Consider the following 13631-nt stretch of genomic DNA (forward strand, 5'->3'; position numbering starts at 1 on the left):
TTAGATTTTAGATTTTAGATTTTAGATTGACTAATGATTCCTTGATGATACAGAGCAAGCGGATTTATTCGTGGACTCAATCGAAAATTCCCAAGCCCCCGGATTTAATGGTTAATAATCGCAACAAAAAACCCCTATTCTCAAAAAAATTGGGGTTTTTCATTTAAATTAGAGAGCCTGACGGATAGATAAGATGGAAAAAACCACTTATTTAAGAAAGTCTATGAATTTGACCCTTTGAGCCAGCTTTTTTTGCGTTGTGACAACAGACAAAGCCCAGCAATTAAACCAATTCCAAGTGTGGCAGAGGGTTCGGGTACTGATTTAATATCATAGTTATAGGTTAATTTGATACCTGCTTTGGCATAAGTATCAATATAGGAGCTAATGTTGCCCGATCCTTTAACTTCTGAGTCGGCTATAGCTGAGAACAAAAAGTCTACGTTGCCATTGCCAATAAAAGACTGCAATAATTGCGTATCAGTGAAAGACTGGATACCAGATTGTGTAGCAGTTAAGTTAGAAAGAGTCTTTCCAGATGTGCCACCATAATCACTGATGCCATCATATTTGGCAACTTGGTAACTAGAAGTATATTGTGGATTCAGTTCCAACAAAGACTGATTATTTAGTTTTAAGCTTAATTGACTGCCAAGATTTACTGTGGCTTGTCTTGCGTTTGGACTTCTATTTTCAAAACCTGCATTTCCAAGTATGTCGCCAGTAAATTCTATTGTTATGCCTTGGAGTGTGCCTAGAGATGAGTTAAATTTTTGGACGCTCAAAGGTGAGTCAATGATATCTGTAAACTCGTAATTAGTGGAAGTACTGTACGAGAGAGAAGCTGCATTAGCTGCTCCAGATGTTACAACAATACCTGCCAAAGTTGTAGCAGCAGCTAAAGTGTTCAATAGTTTTGTTGTCATAATGGAGGATACTTTTCTAAAACGAATCATTACAGGATTACTAAGTTATTTCTAACTCTGAAACTTTACTTGTAGTATTGATAAATCCACGTAACTTTATGTAAAGTTTTTATGTTCGAGTTACTTCGGCTAATATACTTTTTGATTGGTATATATAAAGTTTTGTTAAGGTAAAGAGGCTTTGGGTCGTATCATGTCGAAATACTAAGCTAGTTTTTGTTGGTCACTGAGAAGTAAGCTAGGTCAACCTAATTAAATACAAAACACTCAAAAGACAGATCCCCAACTTTTGGTTAGAAGTCGAGGATTTGGTTATTATGTGGTTACTATGTTGATACTTATGTACTTATTTTAGAGCGGTATTCCTGCCAAAAGTTGGTTCTACTGAACCTTGGTACTAAAACTATAAATACGTATATAGTTTTGCATAAACTTATACTAAAGATTGTTTGAGACTTAAAAAGTTCGCTATTGTCGTCAAAGCCAAGGTGAACGAGCATCGAAAATTGCTAACTATGTGACAAAGCTTCTGGCTAAAATAGGGCTATGTCTGAAACTTTCACTTCTGTAACTTCAACACGCCCCACGTTCATCCTTGTAGATGGACACTCTCTGGCTTATCGTTCATACTTTGCTTTCGCCAAAGGGCGAGATGGAGGACTGCGTACTAAAGCAGGGATTCCTACGAGTATATGTTTTGGTTTTGTGAAGTGCCTGCTAGAGGTAATGGCAACACAACAGCCTCAAGCAATGGCGATCGCTTTTGATTTGGGTGAGGCTACTTTTCGCCATGAAGCTGACGAGACTTATAAAGCCGATCGCAAAGAAACGCCAGAAGACTTCATTCCCGACTTAGCAAACCTGCATGAGTTGCTAAATGGCTTCAATATACCAATTTTCACTGCTCCTGGTTACGAGGCGGATGATGTTTTGGGAACCTTAGCACAGCGAGTAACTGCTGCTGGGTATAGGGTGAAGATTCTAACTGGCGATCGCGATTTATTTCAACTGATCGACTCTGACAAAGAAATCACTGTTCTGAATTTTAGTCCAGATGCCATAAAACGCTCTACAAATAGCATTACGGAATTTGAAGCAGAACAAGTAAAAGAGAAGATGGGCGTTTTACCTTCACAAATTATCGATTTCAAAGCTCTTTGTGGAGATAAATCAGATAATATTCCTGGAGTTAAAGGAATTGGAGAAAAGACAGCAGTACAGCTGCTAAATACCTATGGTTCCCTTGACAATATTTATGCTGCATTAGATGAAATTAAAGGCGCAACTCAGAAAAAACTGGCAAGTGGTAGAGAAGATGCCGATAAGTCTCGTTATTTGGCAACTATTGTTTTGGATGTTCCTATAGAAATTAATTTAGAAGATTGCAAATTAAAAGGATTTGATACAAGCGTCTTATCCCCCATTTTAGAAAAGTTAGAATTCAAGTCTTTTTTAGGGAAAATCAACGACCTTCAACAACGTTTTGGTGGCAAAGTTGAAGAAAAGCAAGAAGCCAAAACAGACGTAATTAATCCTAAATCAGAATTGAGAGATGATGAAGATAATGATTTGTGGTTTTTCAGTGCTAGCGATACAGCAGCAGTTCCACAACAATCTACTTCTCCTATTACACCACGCATCATCAACACCGAAGCCAAACTAACTGAGTTAGTGAAACTTTTACAAACATTCACCACCCCAGATATTCCCGTTGCTTGGGATACTGAAACTACCGCTTTAGAACCAAGAGATGCTGATTTAGTAGGAATTGGTTGCTGTTGGGGAATGCAACCAGATGAGGTAGCGTATATTCCTCTGGGGCATAAAACTGGAGAAAATTTGCATAAAGATTTGGTGCTAGAAGGATTACGCCCAATTCTTGAAAGCGCTGATTATCCTAAAGCTTTACAGAATGCTAAATTTGATCGCCTAGTTTTAAAGTGTCAAGGGATTAATTTGGCAGGAGTAGTGTTTGATCCCATGCTGGCAAGTTACATTCTAAATCCAGATTCAAGTCATAATTTGATGGATTTAGGGCAGCGATATTTAGGATTGATAGCAAAAAGTTACTTAGATTTAGTTCCTAAAGGCAAAACCATCGCTGATATAGATATTCCCTCCGTTGCAGATTACTGCGGTATGGATGCCTATTCTACTTTTGGCTTAGTGCCGAAATTGCGTGAAGAACTGGATAAAATTCCAACTTTGTCTAAGCTGTTAGTGGAAGTGGAACAGCCACTAGAAGCGGTTTTAGCCCAAATGGAATACACGGGTGTCCGCATTAATTCAGCTTATTTAAAAGAACTTTCGCAGCATTTAGAAACAGAGTTAGCCAGGTTAAAAGAGGAAGCAACTAAAATAGCTGGGGAAAATTTTAACTTGGGTTCTCCTAAGCAGTTGAGCCAAATATTGTTTGAAAAGTTGGGCTTAAGTACCAAACATTCTCGTAAAATTCAAACTGGCTTCTCTACAGACGCAGCCACACTAGAAAAACTCCAAGAAGATGATAAAAGTGGTTTTGTTGAGGCGATCATTGAGTATCGCACTCTATCTAAATTAAAGTCTACTTATGTTGATGCTTTACCTGCATTGGTGCGTCCAGATACCCAGAGGGTGCATACTGATTTTAATCAAGCAGCAACATCAACTGGTAGGTTATCTTCTTCTAATCCGAATTTACAAAATATCCCGATTCGTACAGCTTTTAGTCGCCAAATTCGGAAGGCCTTTTTACCTGAAGCTGGTTGGTTAATGGTGGCTGCTGATTACTCACAAATTGAATTGCGGATTTTGGCTCATTTGAGTCAAGAGCCGATATTAGTGCAAGCATATCAGCAAAATGAAGATGTTCACACTGTTACCGGGCGGTTAGTCTTTGAAAAAGAAAAGATAACCTCAGAAGAACGAGGAATAGCAAAAACTATCAATTTTGGCGTGATTTATGGAATGGGTTCTCTAAGATTTTCGCGCTCAACTGGGATAGATAAAAACATTGCCAATGAGTTCATTAAGCGGTTTAATGAACGATATCCTAAAGTTTTTGCATATTTGGAGCAAGTAAAAAAAGAAGCGATCGCTCTTGGTTATGTAGAAACTATTCTCGGTCGTCGTCGTTACTTTGATTTTACTAATAACAGTTTACGTAGATTAAAAGGCAGCAATCCAGAAGATATTGATCTGAGTAAATTGAAGAATTTGGGCCCTTATGATGCGGGTTTATTACGTTCAGCGGCTAATGCACCAATTCAAGGTTCTAACGCTGATATTATCAAAATTGCGATGGTAAGGTTGCATGAGGTTTTGAAGAACTATCAGGCGCGTTTATTGTTGCAAGTACACGATGAATTAGTGTTTGAAATTCCCCCTGATGAGTGGGAAGAATTACAACCGCAAATTAAGTCGGTGATGGAAAACGCAGTTCAGTTGAGCGTGCCTTTACTGGTAGAGGCGCGTGTTGGAGAAAATTGGATGGATACAAAGTAAGTTGAATTTGGGACTACGGATTTAGACAATTTTTAGTGAAAAATTTCAAAGGTGATCAAGAGTCAAAAATTTTGACTCTTGATTCTTGATCATTGAATAGATAATAAGCTGTTTCACATTTAAATTGCATAAACTGGGCGGGCTTTTCGGCCTACCGCACAAGAGTTATATTTAATTTGGTTATGCAAATTAGATGTTTTTTCGCTTAGTCTAAAAGTTAACCGCCACGTTTTAGTGCGGCCTCAACCTGCTGTAATTCCTTCTCTAAACGATTTTTGAGTTTTTCGGGTACGGGACGATTTGGGTAAGAACTGTAGTGTCCAGCCAGGGAATTAAGGGCTGTCCGCATAGTTGTAAATGAGCCAAGACCAGAAACAGAGTTAACTCGCTGATAGCGAGCCGAAAAGTCATTAATTTTCTGACGCGCTTCTGCTTGAACTGCTGTTTTGTCTGATGAATCTTGTGATAGATTCAGAGCCTGTCTCATCACATTGACCACAGCTAAGGTATCTTGGCGATAATCCCCAGTCAAACTATCTGGACTGCCAGTACAGCCCATTAAGCCGATAGACACAACCAAAACCAGCGCAAGCAAACGCGACCAATAGCGCTTCATATGCATTAATTAAAAGAATACGTAAATCAACGTCCATCCTATCTTGGATTGGTAACGTGGGGATCAATTTAGTGGGGAGTGGAGAGAGGATAATGGCTGTTTCATTCCCTAAAAGGCGCTGATTTACAAGCATCCTGGGCAAAAAATCAGGTAATTAAAAAATCTGATTGGACAATTATCATCGTCATGCCTTCTTTGCGAGAGGTAAGGCTGACTCTGGGCTTACTGCCTAGATTGAGAGCAACAGTTTTCGGTCTATGGAAAATAGGAGCATGAGAGTTAGAGTTATGGAATTAAAGGTTGATAGGATTTAATCAACTAAGTTTCTCTGCTTCAATTTTTGCAATTTCAACATCGTAATACATATCATCAGCCATAAAAACCCCACTCCATAACCTGCAATTATGTCTGTAGGCCAATGGACTCCTAAATATAAGCGGCTAATACCAATGGCAGCAATTAAAATAACTGTCAAACTGTAAATAAATTTGGCAAAACGAGGATAGTGAGTTGCCAATTCGTGAGCAATAAAACCATAAAGTACCATAGAACCTAGTGCATGACCGCTAGGAAAACTAAAAGATTTTTCATAAATCAATCGATGCCACAGTTCAGGGCGAGGTTTAGAAAAAAATAACTTTAGTCCTGTATTTAAAATGAATCCTCCTAAACAAGCAAGGACGAAAAATTTCGCTTCTTCTCGATAATGTTGCCACCAGAGTAATATTAGATTAACGCTAACAACGATGACTACTGTACTAGGATTACCAAGGTTGGTAATGAATAACATAAAGTTATCTAAGCTGGGATTGGCGAACTGATGTAGCCATAACAGAAAAGTCGTATCAAATCTAAAAGCTTCTCGCTCTAAAACTTCTTCAGCTATTTTTGCTAAAACGAAAAGTATTAGCAGACAACTAGCAAGTCCAAAAATACCAATTGTGGCAATTAAGCCAGTCAAACGAGGATGTATGTGACGCAACCAGAAATTAGAAATTTGTCGGAGCATACTTAAAACGTATTACTCAATTGGACGACGCACTTTTTTTTCATTTCGCACAGAAAAGAATAGCACAACTGCTAGCAGGATAAAGGCGATAGCAGAAGCATAGCCCCTTGGCAGTGATAGACCGCCATTTTTAACTGGTTTTGTCAGAAAATCTCCGAAGGTGGCTCCGAAAGGACGTGTGAAGATAAATGCGAGCCAGAATAGAAGGATATCGCTCAACTTTGTTACGTAGTGAAGGGCGATGACAACACCAATGACGGTAGCTGTCACCAATGCACCCTGGATATAACTTAGTCCCAAGTTGCTTGTGAGAAAATCACCAAAGGCTGTTCCCAAACTGTTGGAGAACACCACAGCCAGCCAATAGGTAGTCTCTGCATCTTTCTTGACAATCGGATAAACGCTCAGATCGCGATCGCGGTAATACCAGATGCTAAGAACGCTCAACAGACCGGCAACCAGAAGAAGCGATCCCAGTGCGTAGCCAAGTCCAAGAGATCGATCCATCAAGTCTGAAACTTCGGTTCCGGCTGTAGTTGTGGCGATGATGGCCACCCAATAAAGGACTGGACGATATCTGTCGGATTGAATTTGAAAAAACAGGAGAATAGCCAGAATAGCAAACGTTATAGCAAAGCCTATGTAATACCCCAGGCCAAGAGTCATTGAGATGAAGTCACCTGCCGTCTCGCCGAGCGTCGTGGCGATAATCTTCATGATCCAGAAGAAAATTGTGACTTTTGCAACTTTGTTCATTTATTTTTCACAATAAAAAATAGTAAGTCAGCGATTGCTAATCAGTCTTGTCGGTCAATCGGCAGTAAGACTGGTTTTTTCTGCTTAAGGCTTAAGTAAATAACTAGGCTTATGATTATAGAAAGAAAAAGCATACTGGTTCCGACAGTACCAAAACCAAAGCCACCATTTGTAGTAGATTGGGATAGTAAATCACCTATAGATGCTCCAAGTGGACGAGTTAAGATATAAGCTAACCAGAATGCCAAAACTGCATTCATCCACAAGTAATAATAAGTGATCGCTATGATTGCAATTGAAGCACCAAATATCAGTGCTGATTGTGCATAACCCAATCCCAAAGACTCTGCTAAGAGGTCTCCTGTTGCAGTGCCCAAGGCAAACGTAAATAAAACAGCCACCCAATAAAAAAGCTCTCTTTTAGCTGTATTGATGGAGTGCATGGCTAATGTCTTTTCGCTTGAATACCAGAGTGCAAAAACTATCAACAAGGAAACACTAAAAATTACAGTAGTTGTTACCAAACTAACTCCAAGCTCATCTACTAATCTATCAGTGATCAGTGTGCCAACGATACTTATCAAAACGACCACAAACCAGAAACTTGCTGGAACATAGCGTTTAAGCTTAAACTGATTCAACAGCACAATCAATAATACAGCGCTCATAATGTAGGATGTAATGCCTAAACCAAGGTTCAGTGTTGCTGATAGAAAATCTGCTGCGGTTTCACCTACTGTAGTTGCCAAAACCTTAATGATCCAGAAGTAAATTGTTACCTCTGGAACCCTGTTTAACATCTTATTCATGAGCTTTCTCCTTCTTGATTTTTCCGTAGAAGTGAGATTACATCACATCTTAAAGTTAGCTGTATTCTCAGAAATCACTGAGTGATTGTACTTTACACAGTAAAAGTCAAGAAATAGTCAAGATTTGATAGAAAACGGAATTTTATCTTAATCGAGGCAGTAAAAATAGCTAAAATCTCTACTTAAAAATTAATTTTACTATTTGATATTAAATTTTTTAACTAAAATCAATCTTGACTATTTCTGGACTTTTATTACCTACTGTGAAAATACAAACCCAGACTTAAAGGAATTTTTAAAGTATGAAAACTTCAACACAAATTATTTTGGCAGCAGCTTTTGTTGGTACTTTAGGACTTGCTGAATTGTCGAGAGTTGTGTCTGCAAAACAACCACAATCTTTTGTAGCAATTGCACGTCAGCATCATAGTGTTATCAAAGTTGCTGAAGCCAGTGATGGAGACGGTGAAACCAACGACGATGCACAAGAAACGGCAAAACTGCAACCGCTAGCTAAAATTACAGCACAACAAGCACAGCAAGCAGCTGAAGCATCTGTGGAAGGTAAAGCCAAAAGCGTCAAACTCGAAAATGAGGATGGCAATTTAATTTATGCTGTAGAAATTGGTCAGCAAGAAGTTACAGTAGATGCTGGTAACGGCAAAGTTCTCTATGTTGAAAATGCCAATCAACAAGATGAAAAGAATGAAGCCACTCGTCCCAAGAGTAGTATTCAAGTTAAAGAAACTAGTGATGGCGATCGCGAAACCAATGATGATGGTAAGTAGGGAACTTAAAATCACATTGTCAAGAGGTTGGTAAATGCACAGTAAAACAACTACCAACTCCTAATTGACTCGTAACACTAATTAATCCACCGTGATTTTGGGCAATAGCTTGAGCGATCGCCAGCCCTAAACCAGAACCACCTGACCAATAAGAACGAGACTGATCGGCTCGCCAAAAACGCTCAAAAACCTTGTCTATATGCTCTGGTGCAATTCCCACGCCTGTATCTTGCACATTGACATAAAGCTGGGAACCGACGCGACTAGTTTTAATTTCGACTACGCCTCTTGATGGTGTATAATAGAGTGCGTTTTCAAATAAATTAGTAAATAGTCGCGTTAATTGAACTAAATCACCTATTAGCTGAAGATTAGCAATTAATTGAAATTTAAAAGTAATTTGTTTAGCTTCAGCTTGAGGTTTATACAGTTGTATTAGGTTCTCTAATATTGAGGTTAAATTGAGAGTATCCCTATTTTGAGTAGGGACTTTCTCGGTGCGTGCTAACAATAATAAGTCTTCTGTGAGGCGAGTCATCTGGTTAGTAGCACTGGCGATCGCTTGAAACTTTTCTGCATCTTTTGGCCCTATTTCTTCTGGATATTGTAGCGGTAACTCCGCATTAATTTTGATAGCCATTAACGGACTGCGTAATTCATGGGAAGCATCAGCAGTAAACTGTTTTAATTTTTGAAAGCTCTCTTCAATAGGTTGCATTGCTTGACGAGTTAGCAAAATTCCGCCAATACCGCTAAGAAGCAAAGTTATAATAATTCCACCGCCTAATACCCAGTCTAGTTTTTGTAGAGTTTCATCAAATTCTTCTAAAGATTGGCTCACCCTTACATACCCAACAAGCTGACCATTATCATTAGCAAGAATTGGAACAGTCACTACTTGGATAGGAACTTTACCTGTCTGAATTTGTACCCTTTTGTTTGGTAAAAAAGGTAAAATTAAAACAGTTTTCCCTTGTTGGTTAATTAAATTTCCCTGAGTATCAAACCACTGTAATCCTTGATGATAAGCAATTAAGTCTTGTGGACGAAAGTCACTTTCAACCGTTAGGCGACCTTTTTCAAACTCTACATTTGCAGCCGCACCTTTTCCTATTGCTATGAGTTTATCTGTTATTTGTTCACTCAGACTCCGAGTGAAAGCAAATCTGACTGCGATCGCAAATATTCCCAGCAGCGATGCAAACACCACTAAATAAGACAATAATAAACGATATCTGATTCTTTGAAACACATTATTTTCGCTATATAATTGTTAATTATTAGATCATGGATCTCTAAAATTAATATTTTTTAAATAGTTTAATTGTGTCCTAAACGATAACCAATGCCATAAATATTTTCAATAAATTCCTCTGAACTTCCAGATGCTTTAAGTTTATTCCGCAAATTGGTAATATGAGTTTTAATACTTCCTTCACCCGAAGATTTATCAAAGTCCCACAGTTTGTCAAGAATTGCAGAACGAGTTACAACTAGATTGGGATTTCTCAAAAAATATTCTAATATCATATATTCTTTAGGAGTTAATGATATGATATTTCCTGCATAAGTAACCTGTTGAGTTGCTGGGTCTAGTTGCAAATCACCGTGGATTAAAATCTGAGGACGAATCTCTGGAGTTCTTCGAGCTAAAGCCCTGATGCGTGCTGCTAATTCTTTTAGTTCAAATGGCTTAACTAAGTAATCATCAGCACCAGCATCAAGTCCTATAATTTTATCGTCTGTTGTATCTCGTGCCGTCAGCATTAAAATCAAAACATTAGATGAAGTAGCGCGTAAACGCTTACATAAAGTAATTCCATCTAATTTAGGAAGCATTAAATCTAATAAAATTAGCTCATAGAATCCTGACTGCGACCATTCCCAGGCTGCAAAACCATCAGTTTTTATATCTACAAGATGGTGTTGTCGTCTTAAAAACTCGGCTAATGGTTTAGCAATGCGATCGTCATCTTCAACTATCAAAATTCTCATAATGCTCCACCTCTAAATTATTAGAGCTTGCTAACACCGAATCAGGATTATCTTATCTACAAGGGTAATCTTAAAATTTTTATCATATATTCTTAATCTGAACTTAATTCGATTTGATTAATGTTCCTATAAATTATTTATTTCTCTCTGAAGTCTCTGCACTTTTGCGGTTTAAAAGTAATTTATTTCATCACAGAGGCGCAGAGAACACAGAGATCAAAGCTATTCTTAACTATTAACTTTTTGATAAAGAGTGTTACGTTGTTGGTAAGGTCGTCCTAAAGAAGCGATCGCAGTTTTTAAAGTTTCCACTTCCATACATGTACCGCCCAAAGCACCCGCCATTGTGGTGATATGCTCCTCCATCAAGGTGCCACCGATATCGTTGCAACCCCAAACTAGGGCTTCGGTTGCACCTGCAAGCCCCAGTTTTACCCAACTCTGCTGATGGTTGGGAATCCAATTACCCAAGTAAATCCGCGCCACAGCGCCTAGCAGCAGCGCATCGCTTAAAATTGGTTGATCGCGTCCAACACGGCGACGTAAGGGTTTGGGCGCTTCTTGACCAACAAAGGGTAATAAAATAAACTCTGTGATCTTTGCGGGATATCCCTGGTTGATGGCGGTTTGTTGGAGCGATCGCAATTTTTCTAAATGCCCAATTTGCTGCTCGTGGGTTTCAATATGCCCAGATAACATGGTGCTAGTGGTATGTAAGCCTAATTTATGAGCGGTGCTGACAATTCCTAGCCAAGTTGCTGTATTAATCTTCTCTGGACACAATATCCGCCTTACTTCATCGTCTAATACTTCTGCTGCTGTTCCTGGCATTGAGCCAACGCCAGCATCACGCAAAGCAATAATTACATCGGCATATTCAAGTCCATCAAGTCTGGCGATAAATTCCACTTCCTGGGGAGAAAAAGCATGGAGATGAATCTGCGGAAATTCCTGTTTGATGGTTTCCACTACCTTGAGGTAATAGGGTAAAGATTTACCATTTATCTGCGCTTGCGGATTTAACCCACCCTGCATACAGATTTCTGTTGCACCCCGTCGCACTGCATCTGTTGCCTTTTCCAAAATTTGCGCCGAATCTAACCAGTATGCACCGACATCACCATCATCTCGACGGAATGCACAAAAACTACAGTGCTGCTCACAAATATTAGTAAAGTTGATGTTACGGTTAATTATGTATGTAACCATATCGCCTGCTTGGGTATGGCGGAGTGTATCGGATGTAGCACGGATTGCTGCGATCGCCTCTGGCTCAGTTTGTTGTAACAATACCACTCCCTCTTGAGGAGATAAGTCGTACCCCATCAAGGCACGCTCAAGAATTTTTTCAACAGCAATTTTTGTCAGCATTATTTCTTAATTTCTCAGTAAATTTTAATTTTATGATCTGGTAAATAATAAAATTTTACTTAATAAATACGCCAAGTTCTGGAGAATCCCAGCTAGAGAAAATTTAGGTACCTTTCTGTTCTAGCCGCCACAGCCTACTATACTGGAAAACATCGACTAGTTTGTATTTTCTCTCGAGTTGATATCTAAATTCCTTAGAAGGATTATACAGAAATACCTCACTGAAACTATTAGGGATATTTGGCAGACTTGGTTCAATTACCAATTGCATCTGCACTTTCTGATCTAGCAGATGAACGAGAGACATTAAATCGCCAATATTTAGAGAATAATTACTACTAATTAATAGTGGGTTATTAGCTTTATTGATGATGCGAGCTATTTGAGGATTAGCATGGCTGCTTTTATTCCACCACGTCTCAGCTTGAGAACTGACGGCACAAGATAGAACTCCACTGGAAATTACTACTACCATTACTACTTGCCAAAATTTGCGGGTTATTAACTTAGAAGTAATAATTTGAGATGCCAGCAAGTAAGGAACAGCTAGCTGAATGCCTACATAGCACGGGATGACATATCTAGCTCGCAGACTGACCTTACCTCCAATAATCAAATCAGGCAATATGAAAGCTAAAGCAGGTACTCCACTTAAGATAAAAACAAATAACCAAACTCGCTTTCCTACCTGACCATAAAGAAATAAGAATGAATATATTACCAAGATTAGTAGCAAGGGAATTAAAAATCGACCCCAGCGCAAAACTGGCAAATTCAAATCTCTAAAAAATGGTTCGTAGCGCCAGAAATCAGCAAATAAATAGCTAATATTGCTAATCCAACCAGAAACCAAAACTGACACAGATTGCCTGGTTTGAGTGCTGGTTGTTGTGCGTTGAATTTCAGATAAGCCGTTAATAATAGTTAAAATCCAAGGAACGAAAGCTAAAAACCCGACACTAGTTGCTATTAGATAAGCTTTAATGGTTTTGGTGAATCGAAAGCGCTCGATAGCAAATACATAAATACCGTAGGCGATCGCTAGCAACCCAGAAAACAAAAAGGTGTACAGTCCTAGTGCCACTGTTACTGCATAAATCCCCCAAAGCTTCTTGCTACCCAGTCTTATTGCTCGCAGCAGTACAGCACTCTCTAGCAAAGTAGTCACCATCCACAAACCGAACTCCCTTGCCTCTTGGGCGTACAGCACATGGAAGGGCGAGACTGTTAGAAGGGCTACGCCGATCCATGCTGTTATAGGTGACTGAAATAATTCTAAGCACAGCCAATAAATGCAAGGAAAAGCTATTAAGCTAATTATGGCTGACAAGCTTCTCGTAATCGCTACTGAATTGCCAAAAAACTGCATCCATAATCTAAGCATCACGTAATAGAGTGGAGGATGCTGGGCATCCTCCACCGCCAAAGAGTTGATTGTATTTATTAAACCTTTTTCAGAATTAGGCTGTTGATATTTTTGTATATCTCCAACAGCAAACACACGCCCATTAAACACTTTTTGAACAAATTCTGTCTTAGTGTAACCAGAAATTCTTAATGAGGTATAAGCTTCATCATGCCAGTAGACTTTTCGATCCAGATAGGCAAAGCGAAAAAATATCCCTAATATTAACAAAATAATAATTAAAAATCGTAGCCAAATCGGAGGAGAATATTTTGCAATTATTGATTGTCTGTTTATCATAAATATCGGACTATAGCGCGGATTAAAAGTTCATAAAGTCCAGTATTCGTAGTTTTTAAAGCACTTTTTTAGATGTTAATAATTAATAAATTAAAAGCCATTGCAATCATATAGATCGTAGACGAACTTTGTAATTAATTAACAATAAAATAGGCAATTAAGGTAATTTATAG

Annotated in this window: 11 protein-coding genes; 2 read left to right on the plus strand and 9 right to left on the minus strand. The window is 38.7% G+C overall.

Annotation, left to right across the window (positions count from 1 at the left end; genetic code table 11):
- Positions 1-221: 221 nt before the first annotated feature.
- Positions 222-926, minus strand: a complete 705-nt coding sequence (locus NPUN_RS31490; protein WP_041565754.1) for a choice-of-anchor E domain-containing protein — start codon at positions 924-926, stop codon at positions 222-224.
- Positions 927-1472: 546 nt separating this feature from the next.
- On the opposite strand from NPUN_RS31490, the gene polA reads away from it, so the two are divergent.
- Entirely contained in the window at positions 1473-4409 is a 2937-nt protein-coding gene (gene polA, locus NPUN_RS31495; RefSeq protein ID WP_012412423.1) for a DNA polymerase I, read from the plus strand.
- Positions 4410-4626: 217 nt separating this feature from the next.
- Here polA and psb27 read toward each other — a convergent pair whose 3' ends face one another.
- From psb27 to NPUN_RS31515, 4 genes are all read right to left on the minus strand, one after another.
- A complete protein-coding gene (gene psb27 / locus NPUN_RS31500) occupies positions 4627-5031 on the minus strand; it encodes a photosystem II protein Psb27 (RefSeq protein ID WP_012412424.1) in 405 nt (134 codons plus the stop codon).
- Positions 5032-5335: 304 nt separating this feature from the next.
- Positions 5336-6034: a phosphatase PAP2 family protein gene (locus tag NPUN_RS31505; protein ID WP_012412425.1), complete on the minus strand. Its 699-nt coding sequence runs from the start codon at positions 6032-6034 to the stop codon at positions 5336-5338.
- Between the two features lie 12 nt (positions 6035-6046).
- The gene (locus NPUN_RS31510; protein ID WP_012412426.1) at positions 6047-6790 is read right to left on the minus strand and encodes a COG4705 family protein; all 744 of its coding nucleotides are present in this window, start codon (positions 6788-6790) and stop codon (positions 6047-6049) included.
- Positions 6791-6831: 41 nt separating this feature from the next.
- Positions 6832-7599 carry a COG4705 family protein gene (locus NPUN_RS31515; protein ID WP_012412427.1) on the minus strand — a complete coding sequence of 256 codons (768 nt, stop codon included), beginning with the start codon at positions 7597-7599 and terminating at the stop codon, positions 6832-6834.
- A gap of 302 nt (positions 7600-7901) precedes the next feature.
- On the opposite strand from NPUN_RS31515, the gene NPUN_RS31520 reads away from it, so the two are divergent.
- On the plus strand, positions 7902-8387 hold the full coding sequence (locus NPUN_RS31520; RefSeq protein ID WP_012412428.1) for a PepSY domain-containing protein: 486 nt from the start codon (positions 7902-7904) through the stop codon (positions 8385-8387).
- Between the two features lie 19 nt (positions 8388-8406).
- On the opposite strand, the gene NPUN_RS31525 is transcribed toward NPUN_RS31520, so the two are convergent.
- The 4 genes from NPUN_RS31525 to NPUN_RS31540 form a co-directional block, all read right to left on the minus strand.
- On the minus strand, positions 8407-9639 hold the full coding sequence (locus NPUN_RS31525) for a sensor histidine kinase (protein WP_012412429.1): 1233 nt from the start codon (positions 9637-9639) through the stop codon (positions 8407-8409).
- Positions 9640-9707: 68 nt separating this feature from the next.
- Complete coding sequence (locus tag NPUN_RS31530) at positions 9708-10382, minus strand: response regulator transcription factor (RefSeq protein ID WP_012412430.1); 675 nt, start codon at positions 10380-10382, stop codon at positions 9708-9710.
- Between the two features lie 228 nt (positions 10383-10610).
- Positions 10611-11753 (minus strand): 7,8-didemethyl-8-hydroxy-5-deazariboflavin synthase subunit CofH, encoded by a 1143-nt coding sequence (gene cofH / locus NPUN_RS31535; protein ID WP_012412431.1) that lies wholly within the window; start codon positions 11751-11753, stop codon positions 10611-10613.
- A gap of 103 nt (positions 11754-11856) precedes the next feature.
- Positions 11857-13458 (minus strand): glycosyltransferase family 39 protein, encoded by a 1602-nt coding sequence (locus tag NPUN_RS31540; RefSeq protein ID WP_012412432.1) that lies wholly within the window; start codon positions 13456-13458, stop codon positions 11857-11859.
- Positions 13459-13631: the final 173 nt, after the last annotated feature.

The organism is Nostoc punctiforme PCC 73102, assembly GCF_000020025.1.
Classification (GTDB): Bacteria; Cyanobacteriota; Cyanobacteriia; order Cyanobacteriales; family Nostocaceae; genus Nostoc; species Nostoc punctiforme.

Bases quoted from the DNA above. Each gene is read 5' to 3' on its own strand.
- NPUN_RS31490 (WP_041565754.1), bottom strand. From the start codon at position 926: ATGACAACAAAACTATTGAACACTTTAGCTGCTGCTACAACTTTGGCA.
- polA (WP_012412423.1), top strand. From the start codon at position 1,473: ATGTCTGAAACTTTCACTTCTGTAACTTCAACACGCCCCACGTTCATC.
- psb27 (WP_012412424.1), bottom strand. From the start codon at position 5,031: ATGCATATGAAGCGCTATTGGTCGCGTTTGCTTGCGCTGGTTTTGGTT.
- NPUN_RS31505 (WP_012412425.1), bottom strand. From the start codon at position 6,034: ATGCTCCGACAAATTTCTAATTTCTGGTTGCGTCACATACATCCTCGT.
- NPUN_RS31510 (WP_012412426.1), bottom strand. From the start codon at position 6,790: ATGAACAAAGTTGCAAAAGTCACAATTTTCTTCTGGATCATGAAGATT.
- NPUN_RS31515 (WP_012412427.1), bottom strand. From the start codon at position 7,599: ATGAATAAGATGTTAAACAGGGTTCCAGAGGTAACAATTTACTTCTGG.
- NPUN_RS31520 (WP_012412428.1), top strand. From the start codon at position 7,902: ATGAAAACTTCAACACAAATTATTTTGGCAGCAGCTTTTGTTGGTACT.
- NPUN_RS31530 (WP_012412430.1), bottom strand. From the start codon at position 10,382: ATGAGAATTTTGATAGTTGAAGATGACGATCGCATTGCTAAACCATTA.
- cofH (WP_012412431.1), bottom strand. From the start codon at position 11,753: ATGCTGACAAAAATTGCTGTTGAAAAAATTCTTGAGCGTGCCTTGATG.
- NPUN_RS31540 (WP_012412432.1), bottom strand. From the start codon at position 13,458: ATGATAAACAGACAATCAATAATTGCAAAATATTCTCCTCCGATTTGG.